The sequence below is a fragment of the Bittarella sp. HCP28S3_D9 genome (genome assembly GCF_052065655.1).
Taxonomy (GTDB): domain Bacteria; phylum Bacillota; class Clostridia; order Oscillospirales; family Ruminococcaceae; genus Bittarella; species Bittarella massiliensis.
Map to the genome: position 1 here is coordinate 40579 of NZ_JBQHTP010000019.1, position 19580 is coordinate 60158.

Here is a 19580-nt window from a genome sequence, read left to right on the forward strand (position 1 = left end):
GCAGGATAGCTGCTTTACCCGGCTTTTACAAACCCTTTACCCAAACGGGGTGTTGGCCACCCCTGCGCCGATTTACAATAGAGCCATAGAAAGAAACCAGATATGACGTGAGAAGTGAGGAGAGAGACCATGAAAAAAATCATTGCGCTGTTGGCGGTGGCCGCCATCGCCCTGACTGCTTTTGCCGGGTGCGGCAGCGACGCCGGAGACCAGGGCGGCAGCTCTGCAGACAGCACCCCCAAGACCATCAAGATGTCCGGCTCCACCTCGATGGAGGAATTGGCCAAGGGCTTTTCGGAGGCCTACGGCGAGAAGACCGGTGCCACCATCACCGTTGAGGTGGGCGGTTCCTCCGTCGGCTTTAAGAATGTGGCGGAGGGCGTTTCCGACATCGGCAATGTCTCCCGCGACCTCAAGGACGACGAGAAGGCCAAGGGCCTGACCGAGACGGTGGTGGCCATCGACGGCATCGCCGTCATCGCCAACGCCCAGAACAAGGTCGAGAACTTGAGCGCCGACCAGCTGAAAAAAATCTTCACCGGCGAGATCACCAACTGGAAAGAGGTGGGCGGCGAGGACGCGGCCATCGTGGTGATGGGCCGTGAGGCCGGCTCCGGCACCCGGGGCGCCTTTGAAGAGCTGCTGGGCATTGAAGACGCCTGCAAGTACGCCGAGGAGCTCAACGAGACCGGCGCGGTCAAAACCAAGGTGTCCTCCACCGCCGGCGCCATCGGCTATGTGTCCATGTCCGCCCTGGACAACACCGTCAAAGGGCTGAAAATCGACGGGGCCGAGCCCACCGAAGAGAATGCCAAGTCCGGCAGCTACTCCCTCAAGCGTCCCTTCGTGATGGTGTCCAGCCCCAACGCCTCGCAGGCCACCAAAGACTTTTTGGCCTGGGCCGTCAGCGATGAGGGCCAGGAGGTCGTTACCCATCTGAAGCTGATCTCCATCAAGTAGGGTCCCCCAAACCGCGAAAAAGGTTCAACAGCCACAATCCCATAGCCCCTCCAAATGCAGAATGCGGACTCGCCCGGCAACTGCCCGCGGCACAGAGGTCCGTATTTTGCGGTTGAAAAGGGAGGGGGTGGCGACACGTGAGACGGCAAAGGAGAAAGAGCGATGGCGAGCGCAAAGACCAGTCGGCCGGAAGGGGCGTCGGCCCCCCTGACCGGACGCAGGGCAATCAGACAGCGGGCGACCGAGTCGCTGATGAGCGGCATCTTTAAAGTGTGCGGCTGCCTGTCGGTGGTGGCGGTGGTCCTGATCACCGTCTACATGGTGGCGCTGGGGGCCCCCGGCATCGGCAAAATCGGGGTGGGCGAGTTCCTCTTTGGCACCGAGTGGTTCCCCACCGCCACCACCAAAGACCCCTCTTTCGGCATCCTCCCCATGATCCTCTCCTCTGTGCTGGCGACCGGGGGGGCGGTGCTCATCGGGGTGCCCATCGGGCTGTTCACCGCCATCTACCTGGCGGAATTTGCCCGGGGAAAAACAGCCTCGGTGCTGCGGGCCATGGTGAGTTTGCTGGCCGGCATCCCCTCGGTGGTCTACGGCTTGGTGGGGATGATCGCGGTGGTGCCGGCGGTGGCCAAGGTGTTCGGGCTGCCCTCCGGATCCTCCCTCTTCTCGGCCATTTTGGTGCTGGCGGTCATGATCCTGCCCACCATCGTCTCCATCAGCGAAAATGCCCTGCGCGCGGTCCCCAAGGAGTACCGGGAGGCATCCCTCGCCATGGGTACCACCCGGGTGCGCACCATCTTTAAGGTGGTGCTGCCGGCGGCCAAATCGGGGGTCGCGGCGGGGATCGTCCTGGGCATCGGCCGGGCGGTGGGGGAGACCATGGCGGTGATCATGGTGGCGGGGAACGCCGTCAACATGCCCGCTCTCTTTCAGAGCGTGCGGCTGCTGACCACCGGCATCGCCATGGAGATGGGGTATGCCGGTGGCCTGCACCGGGAGGCGCTCTTCGGCATTGGGCTGGTGCTGTTTGTCTTTATTATGGCAATCAACATTGTCCTCAACCGCATCATCAAATCAGACAGCAAGGAGGAGCGGCGATGAGAGACTTGACCAGGCGCCGGCGCCGCGTCGGCGAACACCTCCTCCAGGGGGTCATCTACCTCTGTGCCTTTTCCACCGCGGCCCTGGTGGTGGCAATGGTGGGCTATATCTTCGCGCGGGGGCTCCCCTCCATCAGCTGGGAGTTTCTCACCTCCTCTCCCAGCGTCCTCAAGGGGACCATCGGCATCCTCCCCAACATCGTCAACACCCTGCTGATGATCGCCACCAGCCTGCTTTTCTCAGTTCCGGTGGGCATCGGCGCGGCCATCTACCTCAACGAGTACGCCCGGGGCGGCCGGGTGGTGCGCCTCATCGAGTTCACGGTGGAGACCCTGGCCGGCATCCCCTCCATCATCTACGGCCTCTTTGGCCTGATGTTCTTTGTCACGGTGCTCAAACTGCAGACCTCCATCATCGCCGGCGCCCTCACCCTGATGATTATGCTGCTGCCCACCGTCATCCGCACCACGCAGGAGGCGCTCAAGGCGGTGCCCGACAGCTTTCGCGAGGGGGCCATCGGCCTGGGGGCCACCAAGTGGCACACCATCAAGACGGTTTTGCTGCCCACGGCCAAGGCCGGCATCATCAGCTCCATCATCTTGAGCGTGGGGCGGATCGTGGGGGAGTCGGCGGCCCTGATCTTCACCGCCGGCATCGGCGACAAGCTCACCGGCGGGCTCTTCAGCCAGCTGGCCTCCTCCGGCGGCACCCTCACCGTGGCCCTTTACACCTACGCCATGGGGCGGGGGGAGAGCGCTGACCTGGCCTTTGCCATCGCCTCCATCCTGGTTTTGCTGGTGCTTGCCATCAACGCCCTCACCATGGTTTTGGGCGGCGCGGGCAGAAGGGAGAAGAAGAGTTGACGGGAGCGGCCCCGCTGGGGGGCAAAGCGGAGTTTGGCCAGCCGGGGTATCCGGCAGACGAGAAAGGCGGGAAAAAGTATGAGCAATGAGGCAGCGCGCACCGGCGAGCTGGGCGGCATTTCGGTCAGGGACCTAAACCTCTACTACGGGGAGAGCCAGGCCCTGAAAAACGTCAATATGGACATCTACCCCAACGAGATCACCGCCTTTATCGGCCCCTCCGGCTGCGGCAAATCGACCTTTTTAAAGACCCTCAACCGGATGAACGACCTGGTGGACGGGGTGAAGATCACCGGCGAAGTGTGCATCGGCGGGCAGAACATCTACGACCCCCGGGTGGACGTGACCCTGCTGCGCAAGGCGGTGGGGATGGTCTTTCAAAAACCCAACCCCTTTCCCATGAGCATCTACGACAACATCGCCTACGGCCCCCGCTGCCACGGGATCAAGGGCCGCCGCCAGCTCGACGCCATTGTGGAGGAGAGCCTGCGGGGGGCGGCCCTCTGGGACGAGGTGAAGGACCGGGTCAAAAAGTCGGCCATGGGGCTCTCGGGCGGGCAGCAGCAGCGGCTGTGCATCGCCCGCGCCCTGGCGGTGCAGCCCGACATCCTGCTGATGGATGAGCCCACCTCGGCCCTCGACCCCATCTCCACCATGAAGATCGAGGAGCTGATGAGCAGCCTCAAAGAGCGGTATACGGTGGTGATCGTCACCCACAACATGCAGCAGGCCAGCCGCATCTCCGACCGCACCGCCTTTTTCCTGCTGGGGGAGATGGTGGAGTACGGCGAGACCGAGCAGATTTTTTCCATGCCGCGGGACAAAAAAACCGAGGAGTACATCACCGGCCGCTTTGGATGATGGCCGCGCCCCAAAAAGTGGCCGCAGCGATTGCGGTGGAACGCCCGTTTCGGTATACTGAGAAGGAGGAGAGCCCAGATTGACGACGCGAAGCAATTTTGACAGACAGCTGGAAGCCCTGCACCTGGATCTGGTGCAGATGGGCGGGATGGTACAGAAGGCCATCGAGGAGGGGATCCGCGCCCTCATGGAGCGAGACGGCGACCTGGCGGAGCGGGTGGTGGCCGGCGACAAGGCCATCGACGACATGGAGCAACAGATCGAGCGGACCTGTCTGCGGCTGCTGATGCGCCAGCAGCCAGTGGCGCGGGACTTTCGCAGCGTCTTTGCGGCCCTCAAGATGATCACCGACCTGGAGCGGATCGCCGACCAGGCGGCCGACATCGCCAACTTGAGCCACCGCTTTACCGGTCAGGAGCTGATTGGGATGGTGGGGCACATCCCCGCCATGGAGCGGGTGGCCCGGGAGATGGTGGAGAGCAGCATCTCCGCCTTTGTCCGCCAGGACCTGGCCGCCGCCCAGGCCACCATCCGGCGGGACGACGAGATGGACGCCCTCTTCGGCCGGGTGAAGGACGAGCTCATCGAGCTGTTGCGCAGCGGCGCCGCCGGCGAGGCGGCCGACCAGGCCATCGACGTGCTGATGGTGGCCAAATATATGGAGCGCATCGGTGACCACGCGGTCAACGTCTGCGAGTGGGTCGAGTACCTGGTCACCGGCGTTCACCAGTCCGAGGAGCTAAACGAAGAGAGGTAGCGCGCCCGGCTACGGGTGCGAAGGGGAAAGGAGAGGCCTGATTTTGAAACAGCGCATCTACATTGCGGAGGACGACGGCGGCATTCGCGAACTGATCCGGTGCACCCTGGAGAGCTTTGGCTTTGACGCCTTTGAGTTTCCCGACGGCGAGGCCCTTTTAAACCAGATCCAGCGGGAGGGGACCATCCCCGACCTGGTCATCCTCGACATCATGATGCCGGTCAAAGACGGGCTGGAGACCCTGAAGGAGCTGCGGGAGCACGGCCTCACCGCCCGGGTGCCGGTGATTTTGGTGACCGCCAAGGACGCCGAGATCGACAAGGTGCGGGGGCTGGATCTGGGGGCCGACGACTACATCACCAAGCCCTTTGGCATCCTCGAGCTCTCCTCCCGGGTAAAGGCCGTCCTCCGCCGCAGCGGCGGGCCCCAAGAGGGGCCAGAGGTGCTCTGCGCGGCGGACCTGCGGCTGGACACCGGCCGGGTGGAGGTGCGCCAGGGCGAGCGGGAGGTGGAACTCACCAACAAGGAGTTCAAACTCCTGGCCCTGCTGATGAAAAACGCCGGCATCGCCCTCCCCCGGGAGGAGATCCTCAACCGGGTCTGGGGATATGACTACATCGGCGAGACCCGCACCCTGGACATGCACATCCGCTCCCTGCGCCAAAAGCTGGGGGACACGGCGGAAAACCCCAAGTACATCAAGACGGTCCGCTCGGTGGGCTACAAGTTCATTGCCGAATAGGACCTGCAATCGAGAGAGACGGCGAGAGGGAGAGGAAAGCCGATGAAAAAAGAGATCTTTCGCAAGACCCTCCTCCTCTGCACGGTGGCCATCCTCCTCTGCTCAGCGGTGTCGGTGGCGATTTTGCAGCGGGAGAGAAAGGACGAGCAGGTGGCCTCGGTAGTCAGCGGACTGCGGGCGCTCTCCGAAAACGCCCAGGGGCAGACCTCCACCGAGGACTTCAACCGGGCGGCGAGGACCTTTTCCAGCAACTACGACGGCGCCCGGCTGACCATTGTCGACCAGAGCGGCCGGGTGGTGGGGGACTCCCACGAGGACCCGGCCACCATGGAAAACCACGGCGACCGCGAGGAGATCGCCGAGGCCAAGAAGAGCGGCGTCGGCGTCTCCGAGCGCTGGTCGGACACCCTGAAGGGCCGTTTGCGCTATGTGGCGGTCCAGGCGGACAACGGCTATATCTACCGCGCCTCGGTGCGGGTGAGAAGCCTTAACCAGGCCTTTGTCAGCATCCTCCCGGCGGCGGTCATCAGCATCCTCGCCGCCGTCCTCTTCTCCGCCCTGGGGGCCAAGGTGGTGGCCAAGAAGATCGCCCGCCCGGTGGAGGAGATCGTGGAGGGGCTGCAAAACATCGACAACGGCGATTACAGCCGCCTCCCCCTGCCCGACTGCGACGAGCTGGCCTCCCTGGTGGTCAGCATCAACACCCTTTCGGAGAACATCGACCACACCCTGAAAGACCTGCGGGGGGAGCGGCAGAAGACCCTCTTTTTGCTGGACAATGTGCAGGAGGGGCTGCTGGCCCTGGACAAAGACACCCGGGTCATCACCGTCAACCGGGCGGCGGCCGCCTTTTTGCAGGTGCCGCCGGGCCGGGTGGCGGGGCAGACCATCTCCCACCTGACCACCAACAAGGCCCTCATCGACGCGGTGTTGGCGGCGGTGGAGGGGCCCGAATCCCTCGGCTCTGCCTTTGACCTGGACGACCGAGAGGGGGAAAAGGCCCTGCTTTGCAGCGTCCTCCCGGTACAGGCCGACTGGATCGAGGGGGGACAGGGCGCCATTGTGGTGCTGCGGGACGTGACCGAGGAGCGCCGCCGCCAGCAGATGCGCAGCGAGTTCTTCCAAAACGCCTCCCACGAGCTCAAGACCCCCATCACCTCCATCGGCGGGTTTGCCCAGCTGCTGCAGAGCGGGATGGTCACCGAGGAGGAGACCCGCCAGCGCTATCTCCACAACATCGAAAAGGAGACCGGGCGGATGGCCGAGCTCATCGGCGACATCCTCAAAATCTCCCGCTACGAGGAGGGGGAGGTGCCCCGCAACGAACTGGTGGACCTGGAGGCGGTGGCCGGCGAGGTGATGGAGCGGCTGCAGCCGGTGGCCGACCGGCAGGGCATTTCCCTGGAAATGGCCAGTCGGGGCGACGACCTGCGGCTCTGGGGCTCCAAAAAGGACATGGAGGACCTGATCGGCAACCTCTGCGACAATGCCGTCAAGTACAACCGCCCCGGTGGCTCGGTGCGGGTGCTGCTCACCGCCCTGCCCGAAGAGGTGCAGATCGCCGTGGAGGACACCGGTGTCGGCATCCCCGCCGCCCACCTGAGCCGGGTGTTCGAGCGATTTTACCGGGTGGAGAAGGACCGAAACAAAAAGGTGGGGGGGACTGGCCTGGGGCTGGCCATCGTCAAGCACATCTGCGCCCTCTACGGCGGCCGGGTGGACATCCAGAGCGCCGAGGGTAGGGGGACGACCGTCACTGCGGTCCTCCGGCGGGAGCGATAGAGGAAGTCCGCCTCTGCGCGCCGATTCAAAAAACTTGCAGGGGCAGTGAAACGCTGCTTGTGGGCGCGACGGTGCGCCCTGCCGCGGTGCTTTCCCGTCGCAACGCCCTGCTGCGCGGAGGCCTCTTTGGAGCTGTCCCATTTTTGATCGCCGCAGAGGAGAGCGCCAGGACAAGGCACTAAAGGGGAGAGCCCCTTTATCGGTGAATGACAAAAAACAGGGGGCCAAAAGTCTGCCTTGTGGCGGGACTTTTGGCCCCCTGTTTGGGGGAGGTCTGTTTTTGGCGGCGGGTGGGCTGTGGCGCTGACCGCTGCAAACGCGGGAATGCCGAGAGGGGAGCCCCGCCCCTTTAGGCGTGGGCGGGGGTTTTGCCCTTGGCCTTTTTCTTCTCCTTCTCCTTGCCGGCGGGCGGCAGGGGGACAAGCGGCGTTTCGGGCGTGTTGGCCAGGGGCAGCGGCTCCTCTCCCAGGTGGGCGGCCTCCCACTGGAGCTGGGCCTTCAGCCGCAGGGCGGCGGCCTTTTCCTCCGCCCGCAGCCGGGCGGCCTCTGCCCGCTGGGCCCGCTTTTGCAGCCGGGCGGCCCGGCGCTGGGCCCAGGGACTGGCGGGCGCAGGCGCTCCCTCTTCCAGCGGGGTCTCCCCCTCGGGGATGGAGTGGCTCAGGTGCAGCGAGAGCTTGGCGCAGGCCGGACCCACCATCTCGTACATCACCCCGGAGGAGAGGATGATGGTGGAGAGCATAGTGCCCATGTCGGGCGGCAGCATCCGCTGACCGAGGACGGCCAGGCCGATGGAGACCCCCGCCTGGGGCACCAGGGCCAGCCCCAGGTATTTGCGGATGTCGTCGGAAGAGCGGCCGATCTTGGCGCCCAGCCAGGCGCCCAGGTACTTGCCGAAGATGCGGACAAAGAAGTAGACCACCCCGATCACCCCGGCGGTGGCCAGGGAGGGCACGTTGAGCCGCAGCCCGGAGAGGACGAAGAACATCAGCAGGATGGGCGGGGTAAAACCGCCGACCTGCTTAAAGAGCTTTTTGCTGTGGCTGACGTTGACGTAGACCATCCCCATGGCCATGCAGGTCAGCAGGGGAGAGACCCCCAGCAGCATGCAGAGGCCGGAGAGCCCCAGGATAAACCCGGTCACCAGCACCAGCCGGTGGTAGTTGGAGCGCCGATCGCTGATGAAGATGTTGAGGATAAAGCCGCTGAGGGAGCCCATGGCGATGGCCACCAGGTTGAAGATCACCGGCAGGATCAGCACCGACCAGTCCAGGCTGCCCCCCTCCATGTTCTGGGCCAGGGCCGCGCAGATGCTGAAGGCGATGAGGGCCACTGCGTCGTCCAGGGCCACCACCTGCAAAATCATGTTGACGAACTCGCCCTTGGCCTTGTACTGCTTGATGGTCATGATGGTGGAGGCCGGCGCCGTGGCACAGCCGATGGCCCCCAGCAGCAGGGAGAAGGGGATGGACAGGTGGAAGAGGAAGATCATGGTCAGGGTGATGACCACCCCGGCGATCAGGGATTCAAAGACGGTGACGATGAGCACCTGGGCGCCGCTCTTTTTCAGGGCGGCGAGCTTGAAGTAGCGCCCCACGTCAAAGGCGATAAAGGACAGGGCCACGTCGGTGACAAAGTCCATCCGGGTGACCATCTCGGCGGGCACCACCCCCAGCACGTAGGGGCCCAGCAGCACGCCGGCCAGAATGTAGCCGGTGACGTTGGGCAGGTGCAACCGCTTGGTGAGCCGGGTAAAGGCGAAGCCGGCAAAGAGGATGACCGCCAAGGTCAGCACGATGGCGGCGGCGGGATTGGTTTGCAGCAGGTTTTCCAGCATGGGACACATCTCCTTTTATAAGAGGGTTGAGGTGGGGTTGTATAAAAGGCGCCAGAGAGGCGGCGAATAAAGCAGGGCAGACCGGGCACAGCGGCCCGGTCTGTTCATCGGCCCCAGCACAGGGCCCCAGAAGACAAAAACTTTACATGAATTTTACAATTCATCTCTGTACGTTGATTATATGTCGGAAGTGTGATAATATCAAATTATATTTTGTGTAGGTCATATAAATACAATTGATAATAGATCGCTCGATCGCCAGAGAGAGGGGGACATCCGCCGTGCTCGACACCAAAATCATCACCCTGCTGCGGGTCATCGACGAGGGCAGCTACACCGCTGCTGCCAAAAAGCTGGCCCTGACCCAGCCGGCCGTCAGCCATCACATTCAGATGTTGGAACAGAAATACGGCATTCAAATCTTCTACAAAAACAAAAAAAAGCTAGTTTTGACACCGGAAGGGCTGATTTTGGAGAAATACGCCCGCCGCGCCTGGGCTGTCTCCGCCGCAGCCGACCAGGCGCTCAAAGACAGCCGCAAAAACATCAAACACCTGACTATCGCCATCACCCCCACCGTGGGGGAGAATCTGTTGCCCCAGGTCATTGCCACCTACTGCAACCGCCACCCCAACATGCACATTAATATCATTACCGACACCATAAATACAATTGATAATATGCTGCACACCTTTGCCGCCGACATCGCCATCATCGAGGGGGACATCTACGGCCCCTCCTTTGTGTCGGTGCTGCTGGACACCGACTACCTCTGCCTGGTGGTCTCCCCCCAGCACCGGTTTGCCCAGCGCAGCAGCGTCGGCCTGGAAGAGCTCAAAAGCGAGAAGTTCATCCTCCGCTCCCAGAGCGCCGGCACCCGCCGCCTCTTCGAGAGCTATCTTCAGGGCCACTTCGAGAGCATCCAAAACTTCAACGTCATCATCCAAATCGACAACGTTGCCACCATCAAAGAGCTGGTGGCCCTCAACCTGGGGGTCTCGGTCATCGGCCACAGCGCCTGTGTCGAGGAGGAGCGCAGCGGCCGGCTGGCGGTGGTCCCCATCGAGAACGCCAGCATGGCCCGCAAGATCAACATGGTGCACCGCAAGGAGTTCTCCCACACCGAGATACTGGAGGAGCTGCGCAGCATCTACAACGCCATCCAGGCCGGGCAGTCCGACCTGGCGGTGGGGCTGGAGGGCCTTCCCCCCGCCCACCCCATGTAAAAGAGAAAAAGCCCCCCTCCCGCCGCGGCGGAAGGAGGGCTTTTTTGTGTTCGGAAAAGGGGCTTAGTCCTCTTTTACCAGGGTAAAGGACTCATAGGGGCGCAGGGTGATGACCGGGGCGATCACCAGCCCAGGGTAGTTTTGCAGCAGCACCGAGGTGCGATCGCTCAAGAACTCCTCCGGCAGGTGAAACTCGATCTCCTCCCCGGTGAAGTTGGAGAGGCAGAAGAGGGCCTGGTTCTCAAACCGGCGGATGTAGCCGAAGGTCTTATCGCAGTCGGGGTGGTAGAGCTCCATGTCCCCGTAGGCGATCACGTCCCACTGTTTGCGCTTGGCGATCAGCTCCCGGTAGAAGTTGAGGATCGAGTCCGGGTCCCCCTCCTGGCTGGCCACGTTGATTTTGCGGTAGTTGTCGTTGACCTCGATCCAGGGGGTGCCGGCGGTGAAGCCGGCGTTCTCGCTGTCGTCCCACTGCATGGGGGTGCGGCCGTTGTCCCGCGCCCGGTCGCAGAAGACCTTCAGCAGGGCCTCGTCGCTCTCGCCGGCGGCCTTGCGCTCCTCGTAGGTGTTGAAGACCTCCACGTCCCGGAACTTCTCCACGCTGTCGTAGTGGACGTTGGTCATCCCGATCTCGTCGCCCTGGAAGATGTAGGGGGTGCCCTGCATCATGTAGAAGCAGTTGGCCAGCATCTTGGCCGATTCCTTCCAGTAGACCCCGTCGTCCCCAAAGCGGGAGACGGCCCGGGGCTGGTCGTGGTTGTCCATGAAGAGGGCCTGCCAGCCCTGGCCGTGCAGCCCCTGCTGCCACTCCAGCGCCGTCTTTTTAAAGAGGGGCAGGTCCAGCGGCTTGGGGGAGAACTTGTCAAAGCCCTCCTGGTCGATGTTGAGCAGGTCGAAGAGGTAGAGCATGTTCAGTTCCCGCCGGTCGGGTCCGCAGTACTGGCGGGCGGTCTCCATGTCCACGTAGGCCACCTCGGCCACCGTCATCATCCCGTACTTGCCGAACACCCGCTCGTTCAGGTCGCGGAAGTGCTCGTTGACCCGGGGCTTGTTGGCGTAGTGCTGGTTGGCAAAGCCGTACTTGCTGCCGGACATCGGCTCCACGTCGGGGAAATCCGGCTCCTTGTAGAGGTAGTTGATGGCGTCCAGCCGAAAGCCGTCCACCCCTCTGTCCACCCAGAACTTGAGGATGTCCACCACCTCGTCCACCACTTTGGGGTTCTCCCAGTTGAGGTCAGGCTGCTTGACGGCAAAGGTGTGCAGGTAGTACTCGCCGGTGGGCTGGTTGTACTCCCAGATGCTGCCGCCGAAGACCGAGGCCCAGTTGGAGGGCTCGGCCCCATTTTTCCCCTCCCTAAAGATGTAGTAGTCGTGGTAGGGGCTGTCCTTGGACTGGCGGGCCGCCTCGAACCAGGGGTGCTCGTCGCTGGTGTGGTTGCCCACAAAGTCCATCACAAAGCGCATCCCCCGGGCGTGGATGCCGTCCACCATCTCCTGCCACTGCTCCATGGTGCCAAAGGCCGGGTCGATGGCCCGGTAGTCGGCCACGTCGTAGCCGTTGTCCGCCTTAGGGCTCACAAAGTAGGGGCAGGACCAGACCACGTCCACCCCCAGGCTCTTGATGTAATCGAGTTTTTGGGAGATGCCCGCCAGATCGCCCTCGCCGTCTCCGTCCGAGTCGAAGAAGCTGCGGGGATAGATCTGGTAGACGGTGGCGCTGCGCCACCAGTCGGGGTCCTGCATCAGTCTCTTGTTGGTTTCCATTGGCTGTTCCTCCTAAAAAGAATAGACTCTCTTCAGGTGATGACAGAGGGGGCCTCTGCCTGCCCTAAATCTCTCTACCCCCATTAAACGGGAGTTTGCGCCGCCTGTCAAGCGCTTTGGGTGAATTTTCGACCCCTGCCGTCAGGGTTCCAACATGGTCAGGGAGATCCGCCCTCGGCCGGTGTCCACTTCCAGCACCCAAACGGTGACCACGTCCCCCACCTTCACCACGTCCAGCGGGTGTTTGACAAACCGCTTGGAGAGGCGGGAGATGTGCACCAGCCCGTCCTGGTGGACCCCAATGTCCACAAAGGCGCCAAAATCGACGATGTTGCGCACCGTGCCGGTGAGTTTCATCCCCGGCTTCAGGTCTTTGATGTCCATCAGATCTTGGTGCAAGACCGGCTGGGGCAGCTCGTCCCGGGGGTCCCGCCCCGGCTTTTGCAGCTCCTGGGCAATGTCTTTTAGGGTGTAGGACCCGGCGCCGGTGGCCGCCTCCAGCGCCTCCTCCGAAAAGGTAGCCAGCTTTTCCCCCAGACCCTCCAGACCGCCGCCTGCCAGGTGGGCCGGTTTGTAGCCGCAGAGGGCCAGCAGCTTCTTGGCGGCGGGGTAGCTCTCCGGGTGGACGGCGGTCTGGTCCAGCGGGTTTTTGCCGCCGGGGATGCGCAGAAATCCCGCCGCCTGCTTGTAGGCCTTGGGCCCCAGTTTGGGCACCGCCAGCAGGTCCCGCCGTTCGGCAAAGGGGCCCAGCTCCTCTCGCCGGGCGACGATGTTCTGGGCCACAGCGGCCGAAATGCCTGACACCTGTGCCAGCAGGGAGGGGGAGGCGGTGTTCAGATCCACCCCCACGGTGTTGACACAGTCCTCCACCACCCCTTCCAGGGCCTGGCGCAGCTCCTTTTTGGGCATGTCGTGCTGGTACTGCCCCACGCCGATGGACTCGGGGTCGATCTTCACCAGCTCAGCCAGCGGGTCCTGCAGCCGCCGGGCGATGGAGACAGCGCTGCGCAGGGAGACGTCGAACTGGGGGAACTCCTTTGCCGCCAGGGGGGAGGCCGAGTAGACCGAGGCCCCCGCCTCGCTCACCACCGCGTAGGAGACATCCAGCCCGTTCTCCCGGATCAGGTCGGCCACAAAGAGTTCTGACTCCTTGGAGGCGGTGCCGTTGCCGATGGAGATGACCTCCACCCCGTAGCGGCGGATGAGGCCCAGCAGGGTGCGGGCCGCCTCGGCCACCTTTTTCTGGGGCGGGGTGGGGTAGACCACCGCTGTCTCCAGCACCTTGCCGGTGGCGTCCACCACCGCGATCTTGCAGCCGGTGCGGTAGGCCGGGTCCAACCCCAGCACCACTTTGCCCCGCACCGGGGGCTGCATCAGCAGCTGTTTCAGGTTGGCCCCAAAGACCCGGATGGCCCCCTGGCAGGCCGTCTCGGTGAGGGCGGCCCGCAGCTCCCTAAAGGCGGAGGGCAGGATCAGCCGGTCAAAGGCGTCCTCCCCGGCCCGGCGGAGAAGCTCGCCGTAGGGGTGGCGCTCCTCGGGGTATTTGCTCTGGGCGATGGCCAGGGCCCTGTCCCGGTCGAAGTCCAGCGAGACCTTCAAAAACCCCTCTTTCTCGCCCCGGTCGATGGCCAGCACCCGGTGCCCCGCCACCGCGCGCACCGGCTCCCGGTAGGACAGGTAGTTTTTGTAGACGCTCTCGGCGCAGCCCTCCTTCCCCTCGCAGCAGAGGGCGGCCGCCGCGGTGAAAAACTGCCGCAGCCGGCGGCGGATGGTCGGGTCGTCCGAAATCTCCTCTGCCAGGATGTCCATGGCCCCCTGCAGGACCTCTTCGGGGGTGGCGAGCCCCTCCTCCCCGGTGCAGTAGGCCCGCGCCTCGTCCAGGGCGGGGCCGCCGGGTCGGCCGTCTGGCCGCTTCCCGCTGCGCAGGGTATCCGCCAGGGGGGCGAGCCCCCGCTCCTTGGCCATCGACGCGCGGGTCCTCCGCTTGGGCCGGTAGGGGCGGTAGAGGTCCTCCAACTCGGTGAGGGTGTTGGCCCCCTCCACCGCCCGGCGCAGTTCCCCGGTGAGGGCCCCCGCCTTTTCGATGGAGGCCAGCACCTCCCCCTTGCGCTCCTCCAGCCCCCGCAGGTAGTGCAGCCGCTCGGCCAACTGGCGCAGCAGTTGGTCGTCCAGGTTCCCGGTCTGCTCCTTGCGGTAGCGGGCGATAAAGGGGATGGTGTTGCCGTCGTCGATGAGCTTGACAGCCGCCTCCACCTGTTTGGGGGCCACCGACAGCTCGGCGCCCAATCTCTGGTTGATGTCCATCTTCTCCCGTCCCTTCTCTCTGGCTCTCTGCCCCGCAGCCCGCAAAAAAGGGACGGCCGGCGGCAGAATGCCGAACAGCGGCCGCCCCTTTGTCAGGGCTTGTGGGGAATATACTCCGGCGGGGTCGCCGGAAGGGGGTCTCTAGTAAGCGGCGGTGACCGCCTCGCCGGCGATCAGGGCCTTGACCCCGTTTTTCATGGCGTCGCCGGCGGCCTTGCGGACCGCGTACTGGGCGCTGCCGTCCACCCGCACCGCCAGGCGCCGGTTTTCATAGCTGCACAGCTCCACCCGGCGGGTGCTGCCGTCTTTCAGGTGGAAGGTGATCTGCACCTCTGTCTCGCCGATGCGGTCGGGCGCGTCGGCGGTGTACTCGCTGCGCAGGCTGCAAAAGAGCTTATAGGCGTCCTTAAAGGAGGCGGCGTTCAGCTCTTTTCCCCCATAGGAGGCTTTGTTCTGGGCCGCATCGGCAATGTCAAAGCGATAGTTCTCCCCGTCAAAGGCGACCTCCACCGCCGACACCTGATCCATGGACGGGGCGCAGAGGGCCTTGGTGGACATCTGATAGGGGGTGCAGTCCAGCCAGGTGACCACGTAGTCGGCTATCCGGTAGATCACCGGGATGCCCTCTTTCACGGCGTAGTAGCCGTCGCCGTCCTTCTTGCCGATGAGGATGCGGGTGAAGTCCTCGCCCTCCCCCAGTTCGATGGTGGAGATGGGGACGTCCAGCCCGGCGTCGGCCAGCTGCCCTTCGGTGGGGTTCAGGATTTTGGCCGAAGAGGCCTGGATCCGCATCAAGTCGGCAAAGGTCTCGTGAAAGTACTCCGGGTCCACGTAGGCGGTGACCGGCGAGGTCATCTGGTACTTGTAGTAGGTGCCGTAGCCGTCGATGACGTTCTGGTCGCCGATGTTGTCCACCGCAAAGGCACCGTTTTTGTTGGTGAAGCGGAAGCTGGTGACGTTGTCGCTGGAGGTGTCGTCAAAGGGGGAGAGGTAGAGGTCGGCAAAGTCCAGGACCGACCCGGTCAAAAAGGAGACCGGCGCCAGGCTGATGCCGTAGATGGTGTTTTCCCCTTTGAGTTTGAAGTAGTAGCCGTTGTTCCCGGTGTAGGGATCGCCGAACTCCAACTCCAGCTTGCCGCCGTCGGTGTATTCGATGGTGGCAAAGGCAGTGGGATCGTCCAGCCCGAACTCGGCGGCCTTTTCCAGGTCCTCGGCCACCAGGGTCTCGGCCGAGAGCTCGGCCGCATAGCGGGCGCAGTTGGTCAGGTCGGTCCGGTCGATGGGCACCCCGCTGTCCCGCAGCAGGGGAACGGTCCACTCCTCGGTGCCGGTGCGCTCAAAGGTGTAGCTGCCCAGCTCGTTTTCCACCGTGATCTTCTGCACCTGGTCGGCGGTGCGCTGGCTCAAGGGGATGGTGATCTTGCTCCCCTCCTCGTCGCCCTCTTTGGGCCAGAGGAGCAGGGCGCACACCAGCACCGCCGCCAGCAGCACCACCCCGCCCAGGATCAGCAGGGTTTTCTTTTGGCGTTTGTTCATTTACAGGTGCCTCCTGCGAAGGAAGACAAAGGCGCCCACCGCCAGGCAGCCGACCGGCAGCACCCCGATGAAGAGGATGCGCATGAAGCTGGCCCCGTCCGAGGCGATGTCCAGGTATTTGGCCGCCATGTCCTTGGGGGCGATGATGACCTGGCTGTCCCGCCCGGTGAGGGTGCCGGTCAACTCCACCAGGAAGTCGGCGTTGGCAAAGGCCGAGTTCTGGATGATTTCGCTGGCGCCGTAGTAGACGCTGCCGCAGACCACCACGTTGGAGGTCTTCTGCTCGCCGCCCACCTCGACTTTGTTCTGGCCCAGCAGCATGATGGGCACGTAGCCGGTGACAAAGTCGGTGATCGAGGCGTTCTTGTCCGCGTCCGGCGGGATGATCCCCGAGTCGGCAGACATCCGGATCAGCATGGTGGTGGAGCGGCTGCCGCTGTTTTTGAAAGCGGCGGTCAGGGGCCGGCAGTAGGGGATATAGGGCACCTTGCCCTTGTTGAGGCAGTTCTCGGTGTAGACCGAGTCGCTGTTGAGGACGTTGACGGCATTGAACTGGTCCTGAATGATGAAGTTGCTGCCGTTTTCAAAGGCCACGCCCGGCTCGACGATGATACCCCACTCCTCCAAAAAGGCCTCCAGGTTGGGCAGTTCGGGCTGGTCGTTGGCGGCAAAGTAGAAGGCGGTCTTGCCGTACTGCCCGCCGTTTTGCAAAAAGGCGTCCAGCTTTTCGATCTCCTCCGGCGAGTAGTCGGTGGAGGGGCCGTAGATGATGACCGCGTCGGCCTCGGGGTCGATGGACTCGGTGCCGATGTTCTGGCTCTTCACCGTGTAGTTGTTCTGCCCCAGCAGTTCGGTGACGCTGGTGGCGTCGTACTCGTTGTGCCCGGTGAGCAGCGAGACCTTGGTGGTGTTTTCGGAGGTGACCACCAGGATGGCCGAGGCCAGGGCGTTCTCCGCCTTGGAGGAGAGGATCCGCAGGTAGCTGTTGGCCACCACCTGGGTGTTGAACAGGTCCACCGAGCTGATCTGCATCTTCCGGTCGCCGCTGACCACCAACACGTCGTTTTGCTGCAAGGTCAGGTCGCTGAACTGCGACTGGAAGTTGGGGTCGCGCACCATGTTGACGTACTGCAGGGTGATCTGGTCGTTGGCGTTGGCAAAGTACTTAAAGACCTCGTTGGCCTGGGTGAAGCTGGGGTCTTTGGCGGCCGAGTTGCCGGTGCCGCCGGCCACAAAGTTGGCCTCGTCGTTGAGCACGTAGATGGTCACCGGCTGGTCGAGGTTTGCCAGCAGCTCGTCCACCTCTTCGCTGATGTTGAAGGCGGAGGAGGCGGTGGTGTCCAGCCGCAGGGTGACGCGCTGGCCCAACAGGTTCACCGCCACGTTCACCGCAATGGCGATGACCAATACGCCCAGGGTGAGCAGGGTGGCAAAGCTGCCGTATCGAAATTTCTTGCTTTTCTTCATTGGTTGCATCTCCTATCAGCTCCAGCGGCGCTTGTCGATAATCCGAATGGTGAAGAATATGAACAGGCCGGTCAGGGTCAGCATAAACAGCACCGACGGCAGGTCGATGAGGCCGATGGTGAAGTTGGCGTAGTACTGGGTGATGGAAAGGCCCAGCATGGCCTTGCTGATGGGGGTCACAGTGATCGCCTTGGCCAGGGTGTCGAAGTAGAGGATGTAGAAGAAGTTGAAAATAAAGCTGATGATGACCGCCACGATCTGGTTTTCCGTCAAAGCCGAGATGAAGCCGCCGATGGCGATCAGCGCCGCCCCCGCCAGGGCAAAGCCCAGGAAGGAGGTGAGGATGGTCCCCCACGGCACGGCCGAGTAGCCCGACATCACCAGGGCGTAGAGCAGGGTCACCACCCCGCCGCACATGTACATGCTGAAGGCCGAGAGGAACTTGCCCCCCACCAGCCCTCCCAGGGTCACGGGGGAGGTCAGCAGCAGCTGGTCGGTCTTCTGCTTTTTGTCCTCGCTGTACATCCGCATGGTGAGGATGGGCACCAGGACAAAGTTTGCGTTGAAGAGGTAGGTGAACAGCGAGTACATGCTGGTGGTCTTTTCGGCGATGTTGTTGCTGTAAAAGAGGAAGCCGGAAAAGGCGAAGAAGGCCGCCAGGTAGATGTAGCCGATGGTCGAGGTGAAATAGGCGCGGAACTCCCGCTTGAAAATCGCTTTCATTACTCCTCATCCCCTCCGTCTGTCTCTTTTTTCTTCCGGCCGAAGGAGAAGCGCCGCTTCTTGCCCTCGCTCTTCTCCTCTTTCGAGGTCTGGGCGTCGTCCTGGATCAGGTGCAGGAAGATGTCCTCCAGGGACATCTCGCTCCCCTTCAGGCCCAGCATCTGCCAGCCCTGTTTGCTCAGCAGATCGAAGAGGCCGGCGCGCACGTCCTTGCCCTCCTCGGGCTCAATGGTGTACTCCACCGAGCCGTCGGTCTTTTCGCCCAGCGGCAGGACCCGGGCCACCCCGTCCATGGCGCTGACGGCGGCCACCACTTCGCTCTGGGGGCCGACGATCCGCGCCTGCAGCTTGGTGTTGCCCGCCAGGCTGCGGGAGAGGTTGTCCGGCGTGTCGTCGGCAACCAGCTTGCCCTTGTTGATGACGATCACCCGTTCGCAGATGGCCTGCACCTCCGGCAGGATGTGGGAGGAGAGGATGACGGTGTGCTTTTTCCCCAGGTCTTTGATCAGGTTGCGAATGTCAATGATCTGCTGGGGGTCAAGGCCCACGGTGGGCTCGTCCAAAATCAGCACGTCGGGGGCGCCCACCAGGGCGCCGGCCACCCCCACGCGCTGTTTGTAGCCCTTGGAGAGGTTTTTGATCAGCCGCCCGTAGACGTGCTCGATCTTCACCGTGCGGCAGATCTCCGCCAGGTGCTGCTCCCGGGGCAGGGTGCACTTTTTCAGCTCGTAGACAAAGCCCAGGTACTCCTTCACCGTCATGTCCAGGTAGAGCGGCGGCAGCTCGGGCAGATAGCCGATGTGCTTCTTCGCCTCCAGCGGCTCCTCCAGGATGTCGTGGCCGTCGATGAGGACGGTCCCCGAGGTGGAGGAGAGGTAGCCGGTGATCATGTTCATGGTGGTGGATTTGCCGGCACCGTTGGGCCCCAAAAAGCCCAGGATCTCCCCCTTGTTGATGGTGAAGCTGATGTCGTCCACAGCGCGCTTGCTGCCGTACTGCTTCACGAGGTTTTTGACTTCTATCATCTTGATAACCGCGCCTTTCCTGGCCGGGCGGTCGCCCATCCGGCCGTATTGATAGAGTGGTTTGCGGCCCTGCCGCCGCCGGGGCGCCTTGTCTCTGCCCGGCTGTGCCAGCGGACCGGCCGGCGGGAAATGGCTCCCCGCCGCACCGAATACACTTTCTCATTATATACGAATTGCCCCCATTCGGCAATGAATTTGCCCCCATTCCTTTGTGAAAAGTGGGTGAAGCCCGCCGCCCTTTGTCCCAACATTTTTTGCAAAAGGGAAAAGGGGGTGCATATTTTTGGCCAATGGGGGGCAGACTTTCCCCGTGTCACAGCGATCCGCCCCACCCGTCTGCATTTGTCTTCCTATTAAATGGGCCAGACAAGGTCGGGTCGACACCCTTCGACCGGACTCTACATCCGGTATAAATTGAGGGGAGAGACCGGGCTTTGACCTGTCAAAAAATACTCTAGGGACAAGCTGAAAAGTTTTTTTGAAAACTCTCGAAAAAGCGGTTGACAGGCGGTTGCATGCTGTGGTATTATACAAAAGCTGTCCGCGAGGGAAGCGCACGGGAGTGCGGTTTCCGAGGAGTAAGCCCTGGATTTCGAACCGAGAGGGGAGAAAAAAGGGGTTGACAAAAAGAA

15 protein-coding genes are annotated in these 19580 nt (G+C 63.0%); 8 read left to right on the forward strand and 7 right to left on the reverse strand.

Features of this window, described 5'->3' with window-relative positions:
* Positions 1 to 129 precede the first annotated feature (129 nt).
* The 7 genes from ACTNAU_RS10315 (at position 130) to ACTNAU_RS10345 (ending at position 7069) form a co-directional block, all read left to right on the forward strand.
* Complete coding sequence (locus tag ACTNAU_RS10315; RefSeq protein ID WP_185916788.1) at positions 130 to 960, forward strand: phosphate ABC transporter substrate-binding protein; 831 nt, start codon at positions 130 to 132, stop codon at positions 958 to 960.
* 162 nt (positions 961 to 1122) lie between these two features.
* Positions 1123 to 2064, forward strand: coding sequence for a phosphate ABC transporter permease subunit PstC (pstC, locus tag ACTNAU_RS10320; protein ID WP_185916787.1), 942 nt, complete (start codon positions 1123 to 1125; stop codon positions 2062 to 2064).
* A complete protein-coding gene (gene pstA, locus ACTNAU_RS10325; protein WP_185916786.1) occupies positions 2061 to 2927 on the forward strand; it encodes a phosphate ABC transporter permease PstA in 867 nt (288 codons plus the stop codon). Before pstC ends, pstA begins: the two co-directional genes overlap by 4 nt.
* A 78-nt stretch (positions 2928 to 3005) precedes the next feature.
* On the forward strand, positions 3006 to 3788 hold the full coding sequence (gene pstB / locus ACTNAU_RS10330) for a phosphate ABC transporter ATP-binding protein PstB (RefSeq protein WP_185916785.1): 783 nt from the start codon (positions 3006 to 3008) through the stop codon (positions 3786 to 3788).
* Positions 3789 to 3867: 79 nt separating this feature from the next.
* Complete coding sequence (gene phoU / locus ACTNAU_RS10335) at positions 3868 to 4545, forward strand: phosphate signaling complex protein PhoU (protein ID WP_021660039.1); 678 nt, start codon at positions 3868 to 3870, stop codon at positions 4543 to 4545.
* Positions 4546 to 4588: 43 nt separating this feature from the next.
* Positions 4589 to 5287 carry a response regulator transcription factor gene (locus tag ACTNAU_RS10340; protein ID WP_185916784.1) on the forward strand — a complete coding sequence of 233 codons (699 nt, stop codon included), beginning with the start codon at positions 4589 to 4591 and terminating at the stop codon, positions 5285 to 5287.
* 42 nt (positions 5288 to 5329) lie between these two features.
* Positions 5330 to 7069, forward strand: a complete 1740-nt coding sequence (locus tag ACTNAU_RS10345; RefSeq protein WP_185916783.1) for a HAMP domain-containing sensor histidine kinase — start codon at positions 5330 to 5332, stop codon at positions 7067 to 7069.
* A gap of 349 nt (positions 7070 to 7418) precedes the next feature.
* On the opposite strand, the gene ACTNAU_RS10350 is transcribed toward ACTNAU_RS10345, so the two are convergent.
* On the reverse strand, positions 7419 to 8903 hold the full coding sequence (locus tag ACTNAU_RS10350) for a cation:proton antiporter domain-containing protein (RefSeq protein WP_185916782.1): 1485 nt from the start codon (positions 8901 to 8903) through the stop codon (positions 7419 to 7421).
* 281 nt (positions 8904 to 9184) lie between these two features.
* On the opposite strand from ACTNAU_RS10350, the gene ACTNAU_RS10355 reads away from it, so the two are divergent.
* Positions 9185 to 10129: a LysR substrate-binding domain-containing protein gene (locus tag ACTNAU_RS10355; protein ID WP_185916781.1), complete on the forward strand. Its 945-nt coding sequence runs from the start codon at positions 9185 to 9187 to the stop codon at positions 10127 to 10129.
* Between the two features lie 63 nt (positions 10130 to 10192).
* Here the strand turns inward: ACTNAU_RS10355 and ACTNAU_RS10360 are convergent, their stop codons facing one another.
* From ACTNAU_RS10360 to ACTNAU_RS10385, 6 genes are all read right to left on the reverse strand, one after another.
* Positions 10193 to 11893: a glycoside hydrolase family 13 protein gene (locus ACTNAU_RS10360; RefSeq protein ID WP_243164556.1), complete on the reverse strand. Its 1701-nt coding sequence runs from the start codon at positions 11891 to 11893 to the stop codon at positions 10193 to 10195.
* A gap of 141 nt (positions 11894 to 12034) precedes the next feature.
* Positions 12035 to 14197, reverse strand: coding sequence for a Tex family protein (locus tag ACTNAU_RS10365; RefSeq protein ID WP_441098381.1), 2163 nt, complete (start codon positions 14195 to 14197; stop codon positions 12035 to 12037).
* A gap of 141 nt (positions 14198 to 14338) precedes the next feature.
* Entirely contained in the window at positions 14339 to 15733 is a 1395-nt protein-coding gene (locus tag ACTNAU_RS10370) for a DUF4340 domain-containing protein (protein WP_441098382.1), read from the reverse strand.
* On the reverse strand, positions 15734 to 17200 hold the full coding sequence (locus ACTNAU_RS10375) for a Gldg family protein (RefSeq protein WP_441098383.1): 1467 nt from the start codon (positions 17198 to 17200) through the stop codon (positions 15734 to 15736).
* Between the two features lie 15 nt (positions 17201 to 17215).
* Positions 17216 to 17923, reverse strand: a complete 708-nt coding sequence (locus ACTNAU_RS10380) for an ABC transporter permease (RefSeq protein ID WP_021660029.1) — start codon at positions 17921 to 17923, stop codon at positions 17216 to 17218.
* Positions 17923 to 18948, reverse strand: a complete 1026-nt coding sequence (locus ACTNAU_RS10385) for an ABC transporter ATP-binding protein (RefSeq protein WP_073261035.1) — start codon at positions 18946 to 18948, stop codon at positions 17923 to 17925. The genes ACTNAU_RS10380 and ACTNAU_RS10385 overlap by 1 nt, the downstream gene beginning before the upstream one ends.
* Between the last annotated feature and the right edge of the window lie 632 nt (positions 18949 to 19580).